The sequence below is a fragment of the Methylobacterium sp. NPDC097929 genome (genome assembly GCF_049543375.1).
Lineage (GTDB): Bacteria > Pseudomonadota > Alphaproteobacteria > Rhizobiales > Beijerinckiaceae > Methylobacterium.
Genome location: NZ_JBMVEP010000002.1, coordinates 184880 through 202424 on the forward strand (window position 1 = coordinate 184880; position 17545 = coordinate 202424).

General features: G+C 70.2%; 17 protein-coding genes. 7 read left to right on the forward strand and 10 right to left on the reverse strand.

What is annotated here, in order from left to right:
• Positions 1-10: 10 nt before the first annotated feature.
• Complete coding sequence (locus ACPCJR_RS08905) at positions 11-340, reverse strand: hypothetical protein (RefSeq protein WP_391511814.1); 330 nt, start codon at positions 338-340, stop codon at positions 11-13.
• A gap of 326 nt (positions 341-666) precedes the next feature.
• Between ACPCJR_RS08905 and cysS the strand changes: the two genes are divergently transcribed.
• On the forward strand, positions 667-2055 hold the full coding sequence (gene cysS, locus ACPCJR_RS08910; protein ID WP_391511815.1) for a cysteine--tRNA ligase: 1389 nt from the start codon (positions 667-669) through the stop codon (positions 2053-2055).
• A gap of 268 nt (positions 2056-2323) precedes the next feature.
• Here cysS and ACPCJR_RS08915 read toward each other — a convergent pair whose 3' ends face one another.
• Positions 2324-3127, reverse strand: a complete 804-nt coding sequence (locus ACPCJR_RS08915; protein ID WP_391511816.1) for a class I SAM-dependent methyltransferase — start codon at positions 3125-3127, stop codon at positions 2324-2326.
• Positions 3128-3135: 8 nt separating this feature from the next.
• Positions 3136-3738, reverse strand: a complete 603-nt coding sequence (locus ACPCJR_RS08920; RefSeq protein WP_391511817.1) for a TIGR00730 family Rossman fold protein — start codon at positions 3736-3738, stop codon at positions 3136-3138.
• 204 nt (positions 3739-3942) lie between these two features.
• Between ACPCJR_RS08920 and ACPCJR_RS08925 the strand changes: the two genes are divergently transcribed.
• The 5 genes from ACPCJR_RS08925 (at position 3943) to ACPCJR_RS08945 (ending at position 10486) form a co-directional block, all read left to right on the forward strand.
• Positions 3943-5574 (forward strand): LysM peptidoglycan-binding domain-containing protein, encoded by a 1632-nt coding sequence (locus ACPCJR_RS08925; protein ID WP_391511818.1) that lies wholly within the window; start codon positions 3943-3945, stop codon positions 5572-5574.
• Between the two features lie 150 nt (positions 5575-5724).
• Complete coding sequence (locus tag ACPCJR_RS08930; RefSeq protein WP_391511819.1) at positions 5725-7662, forward strand: ABCB family ABC transporter ATP-binding protein/permease; 1938 nt, start codon at positions 5725-5727, stop codon at positions 7660-7662.
• A gap of 93 nt (positions 7663-7755) precedes the next feature.
• On the forward strand, positions 7756-8466 hold the full coding sequence (locus ACPCJR_RS08935; RefSeq protein ID WP_391511820.1) for a phosphatidylserine decarboxylase: 711 nt from the start codon (positions 7756-7758) through the stop codon (positions 8464-8466).
• A 76-nt stretch (positions 8467-8542) separates the two neighbouring features.
• Positions 8543-9385 (forward strand): CDP-alcohol phosphatidyltransferase family protein, encoded by an 843-nt coding sequence (locus tag ACPCJR_RS08940; protein WP_391511821.1) that lies wholly within the window; start codon positions 8543-8545, stop codon positions 9383-9385.
• Between the two features lie 48 nt (positions 9386-9433).
• Positions 9434-10486 (forward strand): NAD(P)H-dependent flavin oxidoreductase, encoded by a 1053-nt coding sequence (locus tag ACPCJR_RS08945; RefSeq protein WP_391511822.1) that lies wholly within the window; start codon positions 9434-9436, stop codon positions 10484-10486.
• 75 nt (positions 10487-10561) lie between these two features.
• Here the strand turns inward: ACPCJR_RS08945 and rpsD are convergent, their stop codons facing one another.
• Complete coding sequence (gene rpsD, locus ACPCJR_RS08950; protein WP_391511823.1) at positions 10562-11179, reverse strand: 30S ribosomal protein S4; 618 nt, start codon at positions 11177-11179, stop codon at positions 10562-10564.
• Positions 11180-11456: 277 nt separating this feature from the next.
• Between rpsD and ACPCJR_RS08955 the strand changes: the two genes are divergently transcribed.
• Positions 11457-12653 (forward strand): lytic murein transglycosylase, encoded by a 1197-nt coding sequence (locus ACPCJR_RS08955; RefSeq protein ID WP_391511824.1) that lies wholly within the window; start codon positions 11457-11459, stop codon positions 12651-12653.
• Between the two features lie 116 nt (positions 12654-12769).
• Here ACPCJR_RS08955 and ACPCJR_RS08960 read toward each other — a convergent pair whose 3' ends face one another.
• The 6 genes from ACPCJR_RS08960 to ACPCJR_RS08985 form a co-directional block, all read right to left on the reverse strand.
• On the reverse strand, positions 12770-13171 hold the full coding sequence (locus ACPCJR_RS08960) for a HEPN domain-containing protein (RefSeq protein WP_391511825.1): 402 nt from the start codon (positions 13169-13171) through the stop codon (positions 12770-12772).
• Positions 13168-13575 (reverse strand): nucleotidyltransferase domain-containing protein, encoded by a 408-nt coding sequence (locus ACPCJR_RS08965; protein WP_391511826.1) that lies wholly within the window; start codon positions 13573-13575, stop codon positions 13168-13170. The genes ACPCJR_RS08960 and ACPCJR_RS08965 overlap by 4 nt, the downstream gene beginning before the upstream one ends.
• A 130-nt stretch (positions 13576-13705) precedes the next feature.
• Complete coding sequence (gene rplS / locus ACPCJR_RS08970) at positions 13706-14113, reverse strand: 50S ribosomal protein L19 (RefSeq protein ID WP_331285460.1); 408 nt, start codon at positions 14111-14113, stop codon at positions 13706-13708.
• A gap of 146 nt (positions 14114-14259) precedes the next feature.
• The gene (gene ppk2 / locus ACPCJR_RS08975) at positions 14260-15150 is read right to left on the reverse strand and encodes a polyphosphate kinase 2 (RefSeq protein WP_391511827.1); all 891 of its coding nucleotides are present in this window, start codon (positions 15148-15150) and stop codon (positions 14260-14262) included.
• 124 nt (positions 15151-15274) lie between these two features.
• Positions 15275-16666 (reverse strand): L,D-transpeptidase family protein, encoded by a 1392-nt coding sequence (locus tag ACPCJR_RS08980; RefSeq protein WP_391511828.1) that lies wholly within the window; start codon positions 16664-16666, stop codon positions 15275-15277.
• A gap of 148 nt (positions 16667-16814) precedes the next feature.
• On the reverse strand, positions 16815-17540 hold the full coding sequence (locus ACPCJR_RS08985; protein WP_391511829.1) for a DUF1796 family putative cysteine peptidase: 726 nt from the start codon (positions 17538-17540) through the stop codon (positions 16815-16817).
• Positions 17541-17545: the final 5 nt, after the last annotated feature.

A 17545-nucleotide genomic window follows, 5' to 3' on the forward strand; every position in this document is an offset into this window, starting at 1 on the left:
CGGGAGTCGATCAATCCTGGCAGGTGATGCGCAGCGGGCGCGGTGCGCTCTTCACCGGGGCCGCCGGGGCGTCGATGGCGCCGGTATACTCGTCCTGGGCGGCCACGCCGTAGGTGCTGGCGCTGGCAAAGCCCTGCGCCTCGCACCAAGCGTTGGCGACGACCTGTCCGCACTCGCTCGGGCCGCCGCTCAGGCACTCGCCGACGCCGTAGCCCTCCTCGGCCGGGATCAGGAACGTCTTCTCGACGTGCTTGACCGGCGAGGCCTCGCTTCCGGCACGGGCCGGCAGGGTCGCGGTGGCGAGAACGAGGGCGAGGAGGGCGACGGACGCGCGGCGCATGGTGAAAACCTTGTGAACGGGTTCGTTCAGGAGCGGAGGTTCGGACGAGGCGGTAAACAAATCCTTGCCGAACCGATCACGGTCGTCGGAGCGGCGGCGCAGGCATCCGCCGTTCTCGAATTCATCACCGTTTTGAGGTAGCCCAGCCCGGGTGCGATGGCCGTCGCCGCAGCGCAACAGCAAGGGCCGGCGGCTTCGGCGGCAATGTGGCGAAGCCGCTTCGGTGCCGGGCGGCGGGCGGTGGAAGCCGCTGCGCCCCAACGACAAACGACGAGGGCGGGGCAGACCGCCAGGGAGGCCGGGCCCGCCCGGCAGGAACGCAGTCGATGACTCCGATGTTGCGGCTCTACAACACGCTGACCCGCGAGAAGGCGGCCTTCACGCCGATCGATCCGGCAAACGTGCGGATGTATGCCTGCGGGCCGACGGTCTACGACGCGGCCCATATCGGCAACGCGCGGCCCATCATCGTCTTCGACCTGCTGTTCCGGTTGCTGCGCCACCTCTACGGGGAGGCGCACGTCACCTACGCCCGCAACGTCACGGACGTGGACGACAAGATCAACGCCCGCGCGGCGGAGCGCGGCATCACCATCCGCGAACTCACCGACGGCACGCTGGCGCAGTTCCACGAGGACGTCCGCGACCTCGGCGTGCTGATGGCCGAGGACGTGAACCGGGCGGGCGCGCCGGCACGCTTCATCGAGCCGCGGGCCACCGACCACATCGCCGAGATGCACCGGCTGATCGAGGGGCTGGTCGCGGCCGGCCACGCCTACGTCGCGCAAGGGCACGTGCTGTTCGACGTGCCCTCGATGCCCGATTACGGCGCGCTCTCGAAGCGCCCCCTCGACGAGATGGAGGCCGGCGCCCGCGTCGAGGTGGCGCCCTACAAGCGCTCACCCCTCGACTTCGTGCTGTGGAAGCCCTCGAAGGCCGGCGAGCCCTCCTGGCCCTCGCCCTGCGGGATCGATTCGGCCGGTCGGCCCGGCTGGCATATCGAGTGCTCCGCCATGTCGTGGAAGCACCTGGGACAGACCTTCGACATCCATGCCGGCGGCATCGACCTGATCTTCCCCCACCACGAGAACGAGGTGGCCCAATCCCGCTGCTGCTTCGGCACCGACGTGATGGCCCATGTCTGGCTCCACAACGGCTTCCTGCAGGTCGAGGGGGAGAAGATGTCGAAGTCGCTCGGCAACTTCATCACCATCCGCCAGGTGCTGGACGACTGGCCCGGCGAGGTGGCGCGCCTCAACATGCTCAAATCGCACTACCGCCAACCGATCGACTGGACCCTGCGCGGCCTGGAGGAATCGAGCCGGATGCTCGACCGCTGGTACGAGGCGGCCGGCGAGGCGGCGCCCGATGCCGAGATGCCGGCCGGCGTGGTCGAGGCGCTCGCCGACGACCTGAACACGCCCGCCGCCATCGGCGAGCTGCACAGGCTCGCCGGCACGAGCCCCGCGGCCCTGAAGGCGGGCGCGGGGCTGATGGGCTTCCTGCCGCGCACGAAGGCGCAGCGCGAGGCGGAGCGGGTCAGCGCCACCGGCATCGACGTGGCGCGGGTCGAGGCGCTGCTGGCCGAGCGCAAGGCGGCGCGGGCCGCCAAGGACTGGGCCGCCTCCGACCGGGTGCGCGACGCGCTCACCGCGATGGGCGTGAGCGTGAAGGACAACAAGGACGGCAGCACCACCTGGACGGTGGCGGGCTGAGATGGTTTCCGCTTGATCCGAGCGGGAGCCGTATCGGCAAGCCCGCGCGGCGCCTGAGCGAAGCCCAAATCCGCCATCCCGAAGGGATCGACCGGATTTGGTATGATATCGTCTCCGTTTGATCGTCCCGCTCCGTCATCGCGAGGCGGAGCCGAAGCGACCCAGAGCGCGACCGATCCGGACAATGCGGAGCCCTGGATTGCTTTCGCTGAGCCTCGCAAGGACGGGGGAGGCGACCGAAGGGATCAACCGGATTTGATATGAGACCTCAGCCCGTCAGCCGCCGCAGCCAGCCCGGGCCGTTCGCGTAGGAGCGGCCGCCCAGTCGGCGCAGGGCCTCCTCCGTCGGCACGAGCGGGTGCTCGGCATAGACCTGCGCGATCTCGTCGGCCGTGTTGGGCAGCTGCGAGAACTCCTCGACGATCGCCTCGTAGTTCCGTCCGAGGGTGCGCGAGGCGGGATCGAGCCCGGTGACGATGACGAGGCCGGTGGGCGGGGCGTCCACCAGCATCACCTCGAGATCCGGGCGGAAGCGGGCGAGGATCGGCACCACCTTCCAGACATCGCCGGTCCACCAGTTCTCGAACGGCGTGCCGCGGCCGCGGATGCCGGCCTGCACCGGATCGCGGTCGGCCATCGGCTCGGCCACCGGCAGGCAGTCGTGCATCACGATGATCGAGTCGCGACGGCAGATCGCCTCCGTGTTGAGGAAGTCCCGCAGCAGGAACTCGAACAGGTGCATCCCGTCGAGGAAGGCGAGGTCGAGCCGTCCGCCGAGGTCGCGGCGCAGGTTCAGGTGCTCGAAGAACAGGTCGCTCATGACCTGGAACAGCGACACGCGGACCTTGTTGGCCGCGACGTTGGTCCTGAGCTGGAATTCGGGATCGACGGCGATGCCGTGGCGGCAGGCGATGCCCGCGAAGATGTCGCCGTGGGCCACGCCGATCTCGAGGTAGCGCTGGACGGCGGCGTTGCGGGAAAGGCGGGCCAGCACCTCCGAATAATGCTGGCCGGTATGCTCGCCCGCGATGGTCTGACCCGTCATGGCCCCGTCCTGCTCCGTGCGCAGCATGGCCGCCCTCAGAATCGCTTCTCGATCAGTGCGTCGGCATGCGGGGCCGGGCCGGCCTCCGCCAGGGCCGCCTCCAGCCGCTCCACCACGCGGTCGGGATCGTCGCCGATGAGGTAGCTCAGATCGAGCCCCTCGCGGATGAAGCCCTGGCTGCGCATGTGGTCGATCAGGGTGATCAGCGGGTCCCAGAAGCCGTTGACCGACAAGAGCAGGATCGGCTTGCGGTGCTGGCCGAGCTGCGCCCAGGTCAGCTGCTCGACCAGCTCCTCCAGGGTGCCGATGCCGCCCGGCATCGCCACGAAGGCGTCGGCGCGGTCGAACATCAGCTTCTTGCGGGTGTGCATGTCGGAGACGACGATCGTCTCCTGCACCGCGTCGAGCATGCGCTCGCGCGACTTCAGGAAGTCGGGGATGATGCCGGTGACGTGGCCGCCCGCGTCGAGCGTCGCGCCCGCCACCGTGCCCATCAGGCCGACATTGCCGCCGCCATAGACCAGCTTGACCCCGGCCCGGGCGAGCGAGGTGCCGAGGCGCCGGGCGGCGTCGGCGAAGGCCGGATCGCCGCCGAAGCCCGAGCCGCAATAGACGCAGACGGAAGTCAGCCGCGCCATTACAGCACCCCCCGGCCGCGGCGGCGCGCGCCGCTCACGCGCAAGAATGCTGAGTTCGCGGACGAACGGGGCGCCCCCACGCGATCGAGCTTTGGTGTTCTTCTCATGTTCGTTAATATGTCACGGGAATTGGACGGGTTGTCGACAAGCGACGTTGCTTTTCGGGCATGCGCACCGACACGGGCAGGACGGGAGTGCACGATCATGACGGCTGAGCTGCGGCGAAGCATCGTCCTCGCGGCTGCCGGCCTGCTCGGCGGCTTCGCCATGGTCGTGGCGCTGTTCGGGACGGGGGAACTCCTCAAGCGCAACGCGGCGGTCAACCCTTCTGCCGAGACGCCGGCCGCGCCGGACAAGCCGAATGGGACGGAAACCGGGGACCGCGCGGGCGAAGCGCCCTCGACGGGCTCCCCTCATGCCGCTCTCCCGGCCGTGCCGCAAGGGGAAAGCGGGGCGGCCGGGCGTGCCGGGGCCGAACCGGACGGGGCGCCGAGCTTCGACATCGTCCGCGTCGAACCCGACGGGGCGAGCGTCATCGCCGGCCGCACGGTGCCGAACGCCCGTATCGAACTCATGCGGGACGGGCGCCCCTTCGCCGCGGCGACAGCCGACGCGTCGGGCCAGTTCGCCCTCACGCCGCCGGATCTTCCGCTGGGGTCGAGCGAGATTTCGCTGCGCGCCACCGCCGCCGATGGGCGGATGCTGACCGGCCGCGAGAGCGTCACCGTGGTGGTGGCCGAAACCCGCAAGACCAGGCCGCTGATCGCGCTGAGCGCGCCGGATCGGCCGACGCAGGTGCTCTCCCAGCCCGACGCGCCGGAGGCGCAGGGCGCGACGACCGCGCCGCCGACGGCTGTTACCGAATCCCCCAAGGCCGCGCCCGTGACGGCCGGAACCGCCGAGGGCGGCCGAACCTCGGGCGCGGTCACGGGCACGGCCCGCATCGTCAGCGTGGACGCCCAGGAGGGCGGGCGCCTCGACGTGACCGGCCAGGCGGCAGCGGGCAGCACGGTCCGCCTCTACCTCAACGACACGCTGGTCGCCTCCGTTCAGGCCGGCGCGGACGGGCGGGTGGCCTTCACGATCGGGCGCGGCGTGAAACCGGGCGCCTACCGCATCCGGGTCGATACCGTCGATCCGGCGGGCGGCAAGGTGCGTAGCCGCGCCGAGGTGGCCTTCGTCTATCCCGACGCCCCACCGCCGACGCGGTTTGCCGGCGCCGGGCCGGAGGAGCGATCCGCGCCGAGCCAGAAGCGCGACGCCGCAGCGATACCCGCCGAGCGGCCGGCGACGCACCCGGCGCAGGCCGCGCCCGAGAAGGCACCCGCGGCCTCACCGGCGGCGCCGAGCCTCGCGGCCGCCCCGCCGCGGGCGGGGAAGCAAGCGGGCGCCGAGCCGGACCGCCCCGCGCCGTCCGGCACGCCGTCCATCGCCGCGACGGCGGGCACGACGGTCCCTTTGCCGGAGCGGGACGGCCGGGCGGCGGCGGCCCTCGCGCCCGCTCTTCCCGGCAAGGTTTCCGGCGCTCCGGCCTCGGCGGGGCAGGGCCGCCTCGCAACGGCCGAGCCGGGAGGCGCCTCGCCGTCCGCGGCCGAGGCGGGCAGCGTCTTCGTGCCGGAGATCAGCACGGCCCGGATCAGCCGCGGCGACAGCCTGTGGCAGATCAGCCGGCGCACCTACGGCCACGGCCACCGCTACACCGTGATCTACGACGCCAACCAGCAGCAGATCCGCAACCCCGACCTGATCTATCCGGGCCAGATGTTCGTCCTGCCCAAGGACGAGCCCGCTCCGGGCGGACCGGCCGTCAAGTCCGGCACCGATCGCCGCACCTGAGACCGCGACCGCCCGAGCGCGTCGGGAGGATTCGGAAAGGGTGCGGTCACGGCAGGGTGCGGTCACGGCAGGGTGCGCGCCGCGCCCGGCCGGCCTATATGCGGCGGGCAACGGCCGCTTCCGCGCCGCAAGGTCTTTCCGAACTCGACGATGGCACAAGCACCCGCGCCGGCGGGGGAGGGCGCGCCCGCGCCCCTCGAACGCCCAGGCCTCCTGACGACCTATCGCCGCCTCTGGCCCTATCTCTGGCCCCACGGCCGCGCCGACCTTCAGCGCCGGGTGTTCCTCGCCTTCGGCCTGCTCTTCGTGGCCAAGGCCGCGACGATGGTGATGCCGTTCACCTTCAAATGGGCAACCGACGCGCTGGTCGCGGCGATCGGCGCCAAGGACGGCGCGGCCGATGCCGCCTCCGCCGTGCCGGCGGGGCTGCTCTCGGCGCCCTTCCTCCTGATCGGCCTCTACGGCCTGTCGCGCATCGCCATGGCCGGGCTCACGCAGGTGCGTGACGGGCTGTTTGCCAAAGTGGCGATGCACGCCGTGCGCAAGCTCGCGCTGCAGACCTTCGAGCACATGCACCGCCTCTCCTTGCGCTTCCACCTCGAGCGCAAGACCGGCGGCCTGACCCGGGTGCTGGAGCGGGGCCGCTCGGGCATCGAGGAATTGTCGCGCCTGATGGTGCTGACCCTGGTGCCGACCATCGTCGAGCTGGTGCTCGTGCTCGGCATCCTCGCCTACGAGTTCGACTGGCTCTACTCGGTCGTCGTGGCGGGCATGATCGCGGCCTATCTCGGCTTCACTTGGAAGGCGACGGAGTGGCGCATCGGTATCCGCCGCCGGATGAACAACTCGGACACCGAGGCCAACACCAAGGCAGTCGATTCGCTCCTGAACTACGAGACCGTGAAGTATTTCGGCGCGGAAAAGCGCGAGACTGCCCGCTACGACGCCTCGATGGAGCGCTACGAGAAGGCCTCCACCCAGACCTACGTCTCGCTCGCCGTACTCAATGCGGGCCAAGCGGTGATCTTCACCATCGGCATGACCGCGGTGATGTGGCTTGCTGCCCGCGACATCATGGCGGGCCGCACCACCATCGGCGGCTTCGTGCTCGTCAACACGATGCTCGTGCAGCTCTCGATGCCGCTGAACTTCATGGGGATGATCTACCGGGAGATCAAACAGGCGCTGATCGACATCGACGACATGTTCCTGATCCTCCACCGCAATCCCGAGATCGCCGACCGTCCGGGGGCGGCCCCGCTCAAGGTGGAGGCCGGGACCGTGCGCTTCGAGGACGTGCGCTTCGCCTACATCCCGGAGCGGCCGATCCTGCGCGGCGTGTCCTTCGAGGTGCCGGCGGGCCGCACGGTCGCCATCGTCGGCCCCTCGGGGGCGGGCAAGTCGACGCTCTCGCGCCTGCTGTTCCGCTTCTACGAGCCGCAGGGCGGACGCATCACCATCGACGGGCAGGACATCGCGGCCGTGCGCCAGGATTCCTTGCGCGCGGCCATCGGCATGGTCCCGCAGGACACGGTGCTGTTCAACGACACCATCGGATACAACATCCGCTACGGCCGCTGGGACGCGAGCGAGGCCGAGGTGCGCGAGGCCGCCCGGCTGGCTCAGATCGACCGCTTCATCGAGAGCCTGCCGGAGGGCTACGACACGCCCGTGGGCGAGCGCGGGCTCAAGCTCTCGGGCGGCGAGAAGCAGCGCGTGGCGATCGCCCGCACCATCCTCAAGGGTCCGCCGATCCTCGTCCTCGACGAGGCGACCTCGGCGCTCGATTCCTTCACCGAGCGGGAGATCCAGGCCGCCCTCGACCGGGTCAGCCAGGGCCGCACCACGCTGGTCATCGCCCACCGCCTCTCGACGGTCATCAACGCCGACGAGATCCTCGTGCTCGACCAGGGGCGCGTCGTGGAGCGGGGCGACCACACCGGCCTGCTCGCCCGCGGCGGCGTCTACGCCGCGCTCTGGAACCGCCAGCGGCAGGCCGACGCGGCCCGCGAGGCGCTCAAGCGCGCCGAGGACGAGCGTGCCCTGAGCGCCGCCGTCGGCGACGCCGAACCCGAACCCGTCGCTTAAGGACCGGGCCGCGACGGGTCCGGCGGTTGACGGAACCGCGCCCCCCTGCCATCCGGCGGGTCAGATTCGCCCCGCCGGACCCCTTCGGAGCCCATGACCGACCTCATCGAGACGATCCGCCGGACGCTCGTTCCGATCCACAAGGAGGGCTATCCCTTCATCCTGATCGGCATCGTGCTGACGGTGGTGCTCGGCTACTTCTCGCAATTCTTCGGCTGGATCTTCCTGATCCTGACGCTGTGGGTCTGCTACTTCTTCCGCGATCCCGAGCGGGTGGTGCCGGTGGGCGACGGCCTCGTCGTCTCCCCCGCCGACGGGCGCGTGAACCTGATCTCGACCGTGCTGCCCCCGCCGGAACTCGACCTCTCGCACGAGCCGATGCTGCGGATCTCGGTCTTCATGAACGTGTTCGACTGCCACGTGAACCGCGTGCCGGTCTCCGGCACGATCGGGCAGATCCACTACACGCCGGGCCTGTTCCTCAATGCGGAGCTCGACAAGGCGAGCGACGACAACGAGCGCAACGGGATCGTCATGGAGACGACGCATAAGGGACAGCCCCTGCGCATCGGCGTGGTGCAGATCGCCGGGCTCGTGGCCCGGCGCATCGTCGGCTTCGTCTCGGCGGGCGACACCCGGCAGGTCGGCGAGCGCTTCGGCCTGATCCGCTTCGGCTCGCGCGTCGATGTCTACCTGCCGGTCGGCACCCGCGTGCTGGTCGGGCTCGGCCAGAAGGCGGTGGCCGGCGAGACCGTGCTGGCCGATCTCGGCGGCGGGCCGGAGCGGGCCTTCCGCCGCATCTGAGGAAGCGAGCCGCGCGATGGCGAGAGACGACGAGCCGAGAGGCGGCGGGCCGAGAGGCGACGACGCAAGGGGCGACATGGACGATCTGTTCCCACCCTTCGCGCCGGACGCGAACGACCGGCCGCGCCGGTTCCGGCCGGTGCCGTTCCGGATGATCGCCCCGAACATGATCACCCTGCTGGCGCTCTGCCTCGGGCTGACGGCGATCCGGTTGGCCTTCGAGGGACGCTACGAGCCCGCGGTGATCGCCATCATCGTCGCCGCCGGCCTCGACGGGATCGACGGGCGCGTGGCGCGCCTGCTGAAGGGCACCTCGCGCTTCGGGGCCGAACTCGATTCGCTGGCCGACTTCGTGAATTTCGGCTGCGCCCCGGCGCTGATCCTCTACAGCTTCACCCTGCACAATCTGAAGTCGGTGGGCTGGATCGTGGCCCTCGTCTTCGCCATCGCCATGTGCCTGCGGCTGGCGCGCTTCAACGCGATGCTCGACGACCCCAACCGGCCGGAATGGAAGAAGGACTACTTCGTCGGCATGCCCGCCCCCGCCGGGGCACTCACCGGCATGCTGCCGCTCTACCTCCACTTCCTCGGCCTGCCCTTCGACCATTGGGGCACGCCGGTGATCCTGGCCTACGTGCTGGTGATCGCGCTCCTCGTCGTCTCCACGGTGCCGACCTTCTCGGGCAAAACCTGGGGCAAGCGCGTGCCGCGCGACCTCGTGGTGCCGATCTTCCTCGTCGTCGTGGTGGGCTTCGGCCTCGTGATCAGCTTCCCCTTCGAGGCGATCACGGTGGTCAGCCTGTGCTACCTCGCGGCCATTCCCTTCGGCGCCGTGCAGTACCGCAAGCGGCTGAAGCAGGAAGCGGCGAACGAGGCCACCGACGAGACCGCGGAGCGGCCGGCCGCGCCCGGGGTGTAGAACCGTCCCGAAGGCGGTCCGCGCCGTCGGCAATGTGAGGAGAGCGGGATGGCGGGACGCACGGATTTCGCGGGTCTGGTCGGGATCGCCGCTCCGATCGTCCAGGCACCGATGGTCGGGCCGAAGGCCGCGCTGGCCACCGCCGTCAGCGCTGCCGGCGGCCTCGGCTCGCTCGCCTGCGCCGCGCTCACGCCCGAGCAGGTCCGCGCCGAGGTCGCCGCCATCCGGCAGGTGACGGACGCGCCGTTCAACCTGAACTTCTTCTGCCATCGGCCACCCGCGCCGGACCCGGATCGCGAGGCGGCGTGGCGGGCGGCACTCGCCCCCTATTACGAAGCGTTCGGCCTCGATCCGGCGGCGCCGGTGAGCATGGCCAACCGGGCGCCCTTCAACGAGGCGATGGCCGAGCTCGTGGCGGAGCTGCGCCCGCGCGTCGTCAGCTTCCATTTCGGGCTGCCTGCCGAGGCGTTGCTGCAGCGGGTGCGGGACGTGGGCTGCCTGATCCTGTCCTCGGCCACCACCGTGCGCGAGGCGCGCTGGCTCGCCGAGCACGGCGTCGATGCGGTGATCGCCCAGGGCGCGGAGGCCGGCGGCCATCGCGGCATGTTCCTGACCGAAGCGGCAGCCTGCCAGGTCGGCACCTTTGCGCTGGTGCCGCAGATCGCCGACGCGGTCGCCGTGCCGGTGATCGCGGCGGGCGGCATCGGTGATGCCCGCGGCGTCGCGGCGGCCTTCGCGCTCGGCGCCAGCGCGGTTCAGGTCGGCACCGCCTTCCTGCGCTGCCCGGAGGCCGGCATCTCCGCCCCCTACCGCGCGGCCCTGGGCGCGGCGCGGGACGAGGACACGGTGCTGACGAACGTGCTCACCGGCCGCCCCGCCCGCGGCCTGCTGACCCGGGCCGTGCGGGAACTCGGTCCGGTCAGTTCGCTCGCCCCCGCCTTTCCGGGGGCGGCCGTCGCGCTCCAGCTCCTGCGCACGGCTGCGGAGGCACGCGGCTCGGGCGACTTCTCCCCGCTCTGGTCGGGGCAGGCGGTCGGGCTCTCGCGGGAGATGCCGGCGGCGGAGCTGACGCGCCTTCTCGCGGCGGCCGTCCCGGCCTGACGGGGTCGACATGAAAAAGGGCCGCCCCGAGGGGCGGCCCTTTTCCGTCTCCGGATGGTTCCGAAGAGAATATTCTTAGCGCGAGTAGAACTCGATGACGAGGTTCGGCTCCATCTGCACCGGGTAGGGCACCTCGGACAGGCCCGGGATCCGGGTGACGCGGGCGGTCATCTTGTGATGATCGACCTCGATGTAGTCCGGCACGTCGCGCTCGGAAAGCTGCGAGGCCACGACCACGATCTCGAGCTGGCGGGATGCTTCCTTCACCTCGATCACGTCGCCGGCCTTGACCTGGTAGCTCGGGATGTTGACCCGGCGGCCGTTGACCTTGATGTGCCCGTGGTTGACGAACTGGCGCGCGGCGAACGGGGTCGCCACGAACTTCGAACGGTAGACCACGGCGTCGAGGCGGCGCTCGAGCAGGCCGATCAGGTTCTCGCCGGAGTCGCCACGCAGGCGAATCGCCTCGGCGTAGTAGCGGCGGAACTGCTTCTCGGTGATGTTGCCGTAGTAGCCCTTGAGCTTCTGCTTGGCGCGCAGCTGCGTGCCGAAGTCGCTCATCTTGCCCTTGCGGCGCTGGCCGTGCTGGCCGGGGCCGTACTCGCGGCGGTTCACGGGGCTCTTCGGGCGGCCCCAGATGTTCTGGCCCATGCGGCGATCGAGCTTGTGCTTCGCCTGAACGCGTTTTGACATCGCTGTTCCTCTGGAACAAATTTATGAGGAACGCGCCCTCCTCTCCCTCCTCGCTGACGCGGCGAGGGCGACAGGGCGGCTGTTACCGCCCGCGGGTGCGCATGAAAGGGTACGGGGCCCCGATCAGGAGCCCCGTCCACGGCTCGCCTGCTAAACGAGTACGCCCGCGCCGTCAATTCCGGAGCCGGCTGCCGGGCCGGCGCGTCACGCTTCGTTAACCCTCGTATCGCCTGAATCGCGCGAGACCCTTCCCCGGAAACTGACGGAGCGCCGACCCATGCCGACGCCAGCCACCCGCACGAGCCTGATCGCGCTCGCCCTCGCCGGAGCCCTCGCCGCCGGCCCAGCCCGGGCCGACTTCCAGTCCTGCCTCGCGGGCATCCAGTCCCAGGCCGCCGGGGCCGGGGTCTCGGCCCGGACCTTCCAGGCCGCCACGGCCAACATCGCCTACGACGACAAGGTGATCGAGCTCTCCCAGGCGCAGCCGGAGTTCAAGACGCCGATCTGGGACTACATGTCGGCGCTGGTGGACGAGGAGCGCGTCGAGGACGGGCGCGCCGCCATGCGTCAGCACGCGCAAGCGCTGGCCAATGCCGAGGCCCGCTACGGCGTCGACCGTCACACCATCGCCGCCGTCTGGGGCGTCGAGTCGAATTTCGGCAAGAACCTCGGCAAGATGCCGCTGGTGCAGTCGCTGGCCACGCTCGCCTGCTCGGGCAACCGCCGCCGCGACTTCTTCCGCGGCGAGTTGATCGCGACGCTCAAGATCATCGAGCGCGGCGACATCGAAGCCTCGCGCCTGACCGGCTCCTGGGCCGGCGCCTTCGGCCAGACGCAGTTCATGCCGACGACCTACCAGCGTCTGGCCGTGGACGGCGACGGGGACGGGCGCCGCGACGTGGTCGATTCGGTGGCCGACGCCGTCGCCTCGACCGCCAACTTCCTGCGCGTGGCCAAGTGGTCGAACGGCCAGCCCTGGGGCTACGAGGTGCGGCTGCCGCGCGGCTTCAACGTCGCGGGCGCCGGCCGCAAGAACAAGCACGCGGTCGGCCACTGGGCCTCGCTCGGCGTCACCCGCATCGACGGCCGCCCCTTGAGCGGGGAGGGCCCCGCCGGCATCATCGCGCCCGCCGGCATCAACGGCCCCGCCTTCCTCGTGACGAAGAACTTCGACGCGATCTATTCCTACAACGCCGCCGAATCCTACGGGCTGGCCATTGCCGTGCTCTCGGACCGCCTGCGCGGCCGCCCGGGTGTCCAGGCCGAGTGGCCGACCGACGACCCGCCGCTCTCGCGCGCCGAGCGCCGCGACCTCCAGACCCGCCTGATCGCCCGCGGCTACGATGTCGGCGAGCCGGACGGCAAGGTCGGCTCCAAGACCCGCGAGGCCATCAAGGACGTGGAGCGCCGCCTCGGCATGCCGGCGACGGGCCGTCCGGGCGGCAAGGTGCTGGAGGCGCTGCGGCGGGGGTGATGTCCTTGCCGAAGCGGATGCGGCTTCGCACCGGGGGAGCCATCCGTCGGACGTCTGAAGCCGCACTCGATCCGATGCGATCGAGTACGGCACCTGCGGCGGCGATGCGCCGCGGATCAGGCGCAGTCTGAGAAGAACTCGTTCCGAAGCACTGCCACGAAGTCGGCGGCCTGTGTCACGGCCCACTCGGCCTCCTCGGAGGACGGCGCCCCGGCCATGTCGTCCGCGCGTATGCGAATATCCTGCAGTCGGTTGAAGGCGCGGCCGAGCGCGGCGTCCACGCGACCCGTCTGCACCAGGGTCTGTCCGAAAGCGGCGATCAAGCCTCGATGCGTCTTGACGGTCGCTGCCTCCGAGAGGGGCTCTACCGCCATGATCGAAGCCCGCGCCGCATCGAACATGGCGTAATAGGCCCTGCTGCAGGCGCCTTCGGTATCTGCGGCCTGCAAGAGCAGCCGCGCCGCGACCAGAGCGTGCTCGGCCTTCTCAAGGAAGGCCAGGGCAGGCGTCGGCTTCACAGCGGCACCCCGTCCCGCCGGATGTTGGCGATCAGTGTGGGATTGGAGAAATGCTCCGGCTCTCGCCATTCACGCTCCCAGAGCGGCAGCGCCTGGACGAGCAGGCCCGTCTCCATCAGCACATCGAAGGCGATCTCCGCCATCTCGCCTGAAACCCGGCTTCTCTCGGCGCCGTCGCCGTCCAGGACCACGGCCAGGTCGATGTCACTGTCGTCCCCATGCGTGCCGCGGGCACGACTCCCGAACAGGATGATCTCTCGGATCGGGTAACGTGCACCGATCCGCCTGAGGAAGGCGCGCACGCTGCACTCCGTCACATCGTCCGGAAACGGCGATCGGCCGGCCTCGGTGTCTTGCATCGGATCGGACATCGGCTGGTGATCCACCCCGTCGACCGGCGCCAACCTTCGTTTCCAACCGGCGCCGGGCGCATCGATCAATGTGCACGAAGCTGATCAAACAAAAAACCCGCCCCGATCATCTCGGGACGGGCGCGGCGGTGACAGCGGCTCCGGGGAGCCGCCTTCCGACGGCTTACTCCGCGGCGGTGGCGGCGGCGGCCTTCTGGGCCTTGGCAGCCTTCTCGGAGCGGTCGGAGCGCTCGACGATACGGGCGGACTTCCCGCGGCGGTCGCGCAGGTAGTAGAGCTTGGCGCGGCGGACCTTGCCGCGGCGGGCCACCTTGATCGAATCGATCATCGGCGAATGCACGGGGAAGACGCGCTCCACGCCCTCGCCATAGGAGATCTTGCGGACGGTGAAGCTCTCGTTGAGGCCGCCGCCGTTGCGGGCGATACAGACGCCCTCGTAGGCCTGGACGCGGGTGCGCTCGCCTTCCTTGACGCGGACGTTGACGATGACCGTGTCGCCCGGCTCGAAATCGGGAATGGTCTTGGCGAGGCGGGCGATCTCTTCCCGCTCGAGCTGCTCGATGATGTTCATTGGAAAGCTCCGGCCGTTAGCGCCCGTCCGGTGAGGCCCGGGCGTCAGGATTTCGGCATCCTGTTGTGAGTTGGCCGGGCCTGTACCCGATGCGCGCGGCTTTGTCGATGGGCTCCCGCGCGCGCCGGGGAGGCGGCCGGCTCCGCTCAGTAGCGGGCCGGGACGAACATCTCCGGCGGGATCGGCGCGCGGAGGTAGTCGGCGTTGCGCACGCGGTCGGGCAGCACGACCGGCGGGTGGGCCACGGTCTGGTAGGGGATCTGCTCCAGGAGGTGGCTGATGCAGTTGAGGCGGGCGCGCCGCTTGTTGACCGCCTCGACCACCCACCAGGGCGCCTCGGGGATGTGGGTGCGCGCCAGCATGTCCTCCTTGGCGCGGGTGTAATCCTCCCAGCGGCGGCGCGACTCGACATCCATCGGCGAGAGCTTCCACTGCTTCAGCGGGTCCTCGATCCGCATGTGGAAGCGCAGGGCCTGCTCGGCGTCGGTGATCGAGAACCAGTACTTCACCAGCAGGATGCCGGAGCGCACCAGCATGCGCTCGAATTCGGGCACGGAGCGGAAGAACTCCTCCACCTCGTCCTCGGTGCAGAAGCCCATGACCCGCTCGACGCCCGCGCGGTTGTACCAGGAGCGGTCGAACAGCACGATCTCGCCCGCCGCCGGCAGGTGGGTGACGTAGCGCTGGAAGTACCATTGCGTGCGCTCCCGCTCGCTCGGAGCGGGGAGGGCGACCACGCGGCAGATGCGGGGATTGAGGCGCTGGGTGATGCGCTTGATGACGCCGCCCTTGCCGGCCGAGTCGCGCCCCTCGAACAGGACGACGACCCGCAGGCCCTCGTGCTTTACCCAGTCCTGAAGGCGCACCAGCTCGTGCTGGAGCCGCAGCAGCTCGTGGAAGTAGGCCCGCCGGGACAGGGAGTCGTCGGTCTCCTGCGCCTCGTCGAAGCCGAGTTCCAGTTCCTCGTCGTAGCTGTCGGCCAGTTCGCGGCGGATGGCGTCGAAATCGTAGGCGTGCGGGCGGCTGTCGTCGCGCATGGGGCCGGGTCCGGTCGTCGAGGTGGGCCGGACGCTTAGAGCATTCTCGTGTGACAGGCCGGCGAAGCTCGCCCGGCGGAAACCGCGGTCGGGTCGAGGGCGGCGCGAGGTCGCCGCCGCACGGTCAGTTGCGCACCGAGCCGGTCGTCGTCACGGATGCGTGCGGCTTCGTCGAGGCGACCGGCGCGTCCTTCACCGTTTCCCTGGCCGCGGGCTTCGGCTTGGCCGGGGCGGTCTCGGCGGCCTTCACGTCCTTCTTGGCGAGCACCTTGCTGAAGGCGCTGACATCGCCGTCCGCATCGGCCACGGTGATGCGGTTGGCCTTGTCGCTCAGCGCCTTGCCGCCGGTCTTGGCCGGCTCCTGCACGGCGACGACGGTCGTCGGCTTCGCCTGCTCCTTGCGGGCGGCGGCGGCCTTGGTCGGGCCGGGGGCGTCGGCGGGCGCGGCGGCCACGAGGACCGGCTTGCCCTTGGCATCGACCTCGAACTCGTTCGGACCCAGGGCGAGGCTTTCCGGCCGGCTGATCTCGCCGAGATGGTAGCGCCCGTATTCCTTGGCCGTGTAGGCGAGTTCCTTTTCCTTCTCCTTGTCCTTGTCGGTCTCGATCAGGCTGGCGAAGGCCGGCCCCTCCGGCTTCTGCGGGCGGAAGACCGGGTTCTGGCTGCCGTCCTCGTAGACGACGCGGGTGGCGGGCGTGCCCTTGGCGATCAGGTCGGCGACGTCGCGGCTGTCCCGGTCGCGCTTCTCCGCCACGAGCGGATCGACCCGCGGCGTGCAGTTGCCGGCGGCCACGTCGGCGCCGCCGAACACGTACTTGGTGCCGCAGGCCGCGACCCGCGGCTCCTCCTTGAGGGTCTCGAAATAGTCCGAGCCCTCCTTGAGGTTCTTCCAGAACGGCGCGTTAGGATCGTTGCGGAACTTGGCGATGTTCGCCGCCGTCATCCGGAAGGGATAGGACTGGAACTGGAAGGCCCGCTGACCGCCGCCGAAGGCCTCGCGGGCGAGCGCGTAGATCTCCGACATCGAAGCGTCGGTCATGGCGAAGCAGCCCGACGACGAGCAGGTGCCGTGCACCATGATGTAGTTGCCGGTGCCGCCCTTGGCCCGGTCCACGGCGTTGGGATAGCCCACGTCGAAGGAGAGGTAGTAGCTGGAGTTCGGGTTCATCTGACCCGGCGTGATCGTGTAGAAGCCCTCCGGCGCCTGCCGGTCGCCCTGCTTCGTCTTGGGGCCGAGCTGGCCCGACCAGCGGCAGATCGGATAGGTCTTGAGGAGCGCGTACTGGCCGTTCGCGCCGCGCTTCCACACCTCCATCTCCGCTTCCTTCTTGAAGGCGCGGATCAGGATCGGGTCGGACTGGCTCATCCCCTTGGTCTGCATGAGCGAGACGACCTGGGGCGGAATCGGAGTCAGGCTGCGGGTCGAGGCGCCGCCGAGCATGGCGCTGTCCTGGCAGGCGCCGAGGGTCATCGCCAGAACGACGAGAGCAGTCGCCGCAAACGGACGCACAGCCATGGGGAACCCGTCCTTACGTGTCCTCGCCCGCGAGGCTTCTCCTGCCTCTTGTGCGGACGTCACTCCCCGAACCCAATAGCCCGGGTAGACTTACCCGAACCTTACCGCAATGCGGCCGGACGGTTTGTGGACGAGCGTGGCGGAACGGTCACGGTTCTGCACCAAAGCGCCGTGCGAGCGGCAGCAGACCCTTCACGAAGGCGTCATCGGCCGGGTCGGCGAAGCGCAGGCCGACCGACGGCGAGCGCGTCGTCACCGCGAGCCAGTCGAGATACGGCTCCCGGGCTAGGCGCTGGACGGAGGGCTCCTCGCCCTGCCGCAAGCTGATCATCGTGAGGTGATTTTCCGCACCGGCCGCGGCGGCCCGCGCCGCCAGCCCGTCGCGGATCGCCCGCACCGTCCCGGGTTCGGTCGGAAGGGCGGTGAGCAGGTAGAGGGCGTTGCGCGCGCCCGGCCGGGTCAGCGCCGCCCGCAGCCGCCGCACGCCCGCCTGCAGGAAGCGGTAATCCTCCTCGCTCGTGGCGGGGTCGTGGTGGTTGAAGACGAAGGGGATGGCGTGCCGGTCGCGGTAGAGCCGATGCCGGCAGCGGGTCTCGTCCGGCGCCACGCGCTCACCGACCGGCGTGCTCTCGTAGTGGCGCCGGTCGAGCAGGTCCGAAAAGTCGTCGGCGAGGCAGTCGCGCACCATCCCCGGCGAGGAGAAGATCCAGTCGAAGGGCGCGGACCACGTGCGCAGGCCCAGCCCCTTGAGGAGCTGCGCCGTGTGGCAGTGGCTGCCCAGGGAGATGTGGTTGACGGGCCCGGGCTCGCGCAGGTCCCGTAGGCCGAGACGGCGCAGGCCGCTGAGAAGCCCGGCGCCGGTGGGCCGCTTCACGCCGC

Coding starts and splice junctions, on each gene's coding strand:
- ACPCJR_RS08945 (WP_391511822.1), top strand. CDS start 9,434: ATGGCGGGACGCACGGATTTCGCGGGTCTGGTCGGGATCGCCGCTCCG.
- rpsD (WP_391511823.1), bottom strand. CDS start 11,179: ATGTCAAAACGCGTTCAGGCGAAGCACAAGCTCGATCGCCGCATGGGC.
- ACPCJR_RS08940 (WP_391511821.1), top strand. CDS start 8,543: ATGGACGATCTGTTCCCACCCTTCGCGCCGGACGCGAACGACCGGCCG.
- ACPCJR_RS08920 (WP_391511817.1), bottom strand. CDS start 3,738: ATGGCGCGGCTGACTTCCGTCTGCGTCTATTGCGGCTCGGGCTTCGGC.
- ACPCJR_RS08955 (WP_391511824.1), top strand. CDS start 11,457: ATGCCGACGCCAGCCACCCGCACGAGCCTGATCGCGCTCGCCCTCGCC.
- ppk2 (WP_391511827.1), bottom strand. CDS start 15,150: ATGCGCGACGACAGCCGCCCGCACGCCTACGATTTCGACGCCATCCGC.
- cysS (WP_391511815.1), top strand. CDS start 667: ATGACTCCGATGTTGCGGCTCTACAACACGCTGACCCGCGAGAAGGCG.
- rplS (WP_331285460.1), bottom strand. CDS start 14,113: ATGAACATCATCGAGCAGCTCGAGCGGGAAGAGATCGCCCGCCTCGCC.
- ACPCJR_RS08930 (WP_391511819.1), top strand. CDS start 5,725: ATGGCACAAGCACCCGCGCCGGCGGGGGAGGGCGCGCCCGCGCCCCTC.
- ACPCJR_RS08935 (WP_391511820.1), top strand. CDS start 7,756: ATGACCGACCTCATCGAGACGATCCGCCGGACGCTCGTTCCGATCCAC.
- ACPCJR_RS08925 (WP_391511818.1), top strand. CDS start 3,943: ATGACGGCTGAGCTGCGGCGAAGCATCGTCCTCGCGGCTGCCGGCCTG.
- ACPCJR_RS08905 (WP_391511814.1), bottom strand. CDS start 340: ATGCGCCGCGCGTCCGTCGCCCTCCTCGCCCTCGTTCTCGCCACCGCG.
- ACPCJR_RS08915 (WP_391511816.1), bottom strand. CDS start 3,127: ATGCTGCGCACGGAGCAGGACGGGGCCATGACGGGTCAGACCATCGCG.
- ACPCJR_RS08980 (WP_391511828.1), bottom strand. CDS start 16,666: ATGGCTGTGCGTCCGTTTGCGGCGACTGCTCTCGTCGTTCTGGCGATG.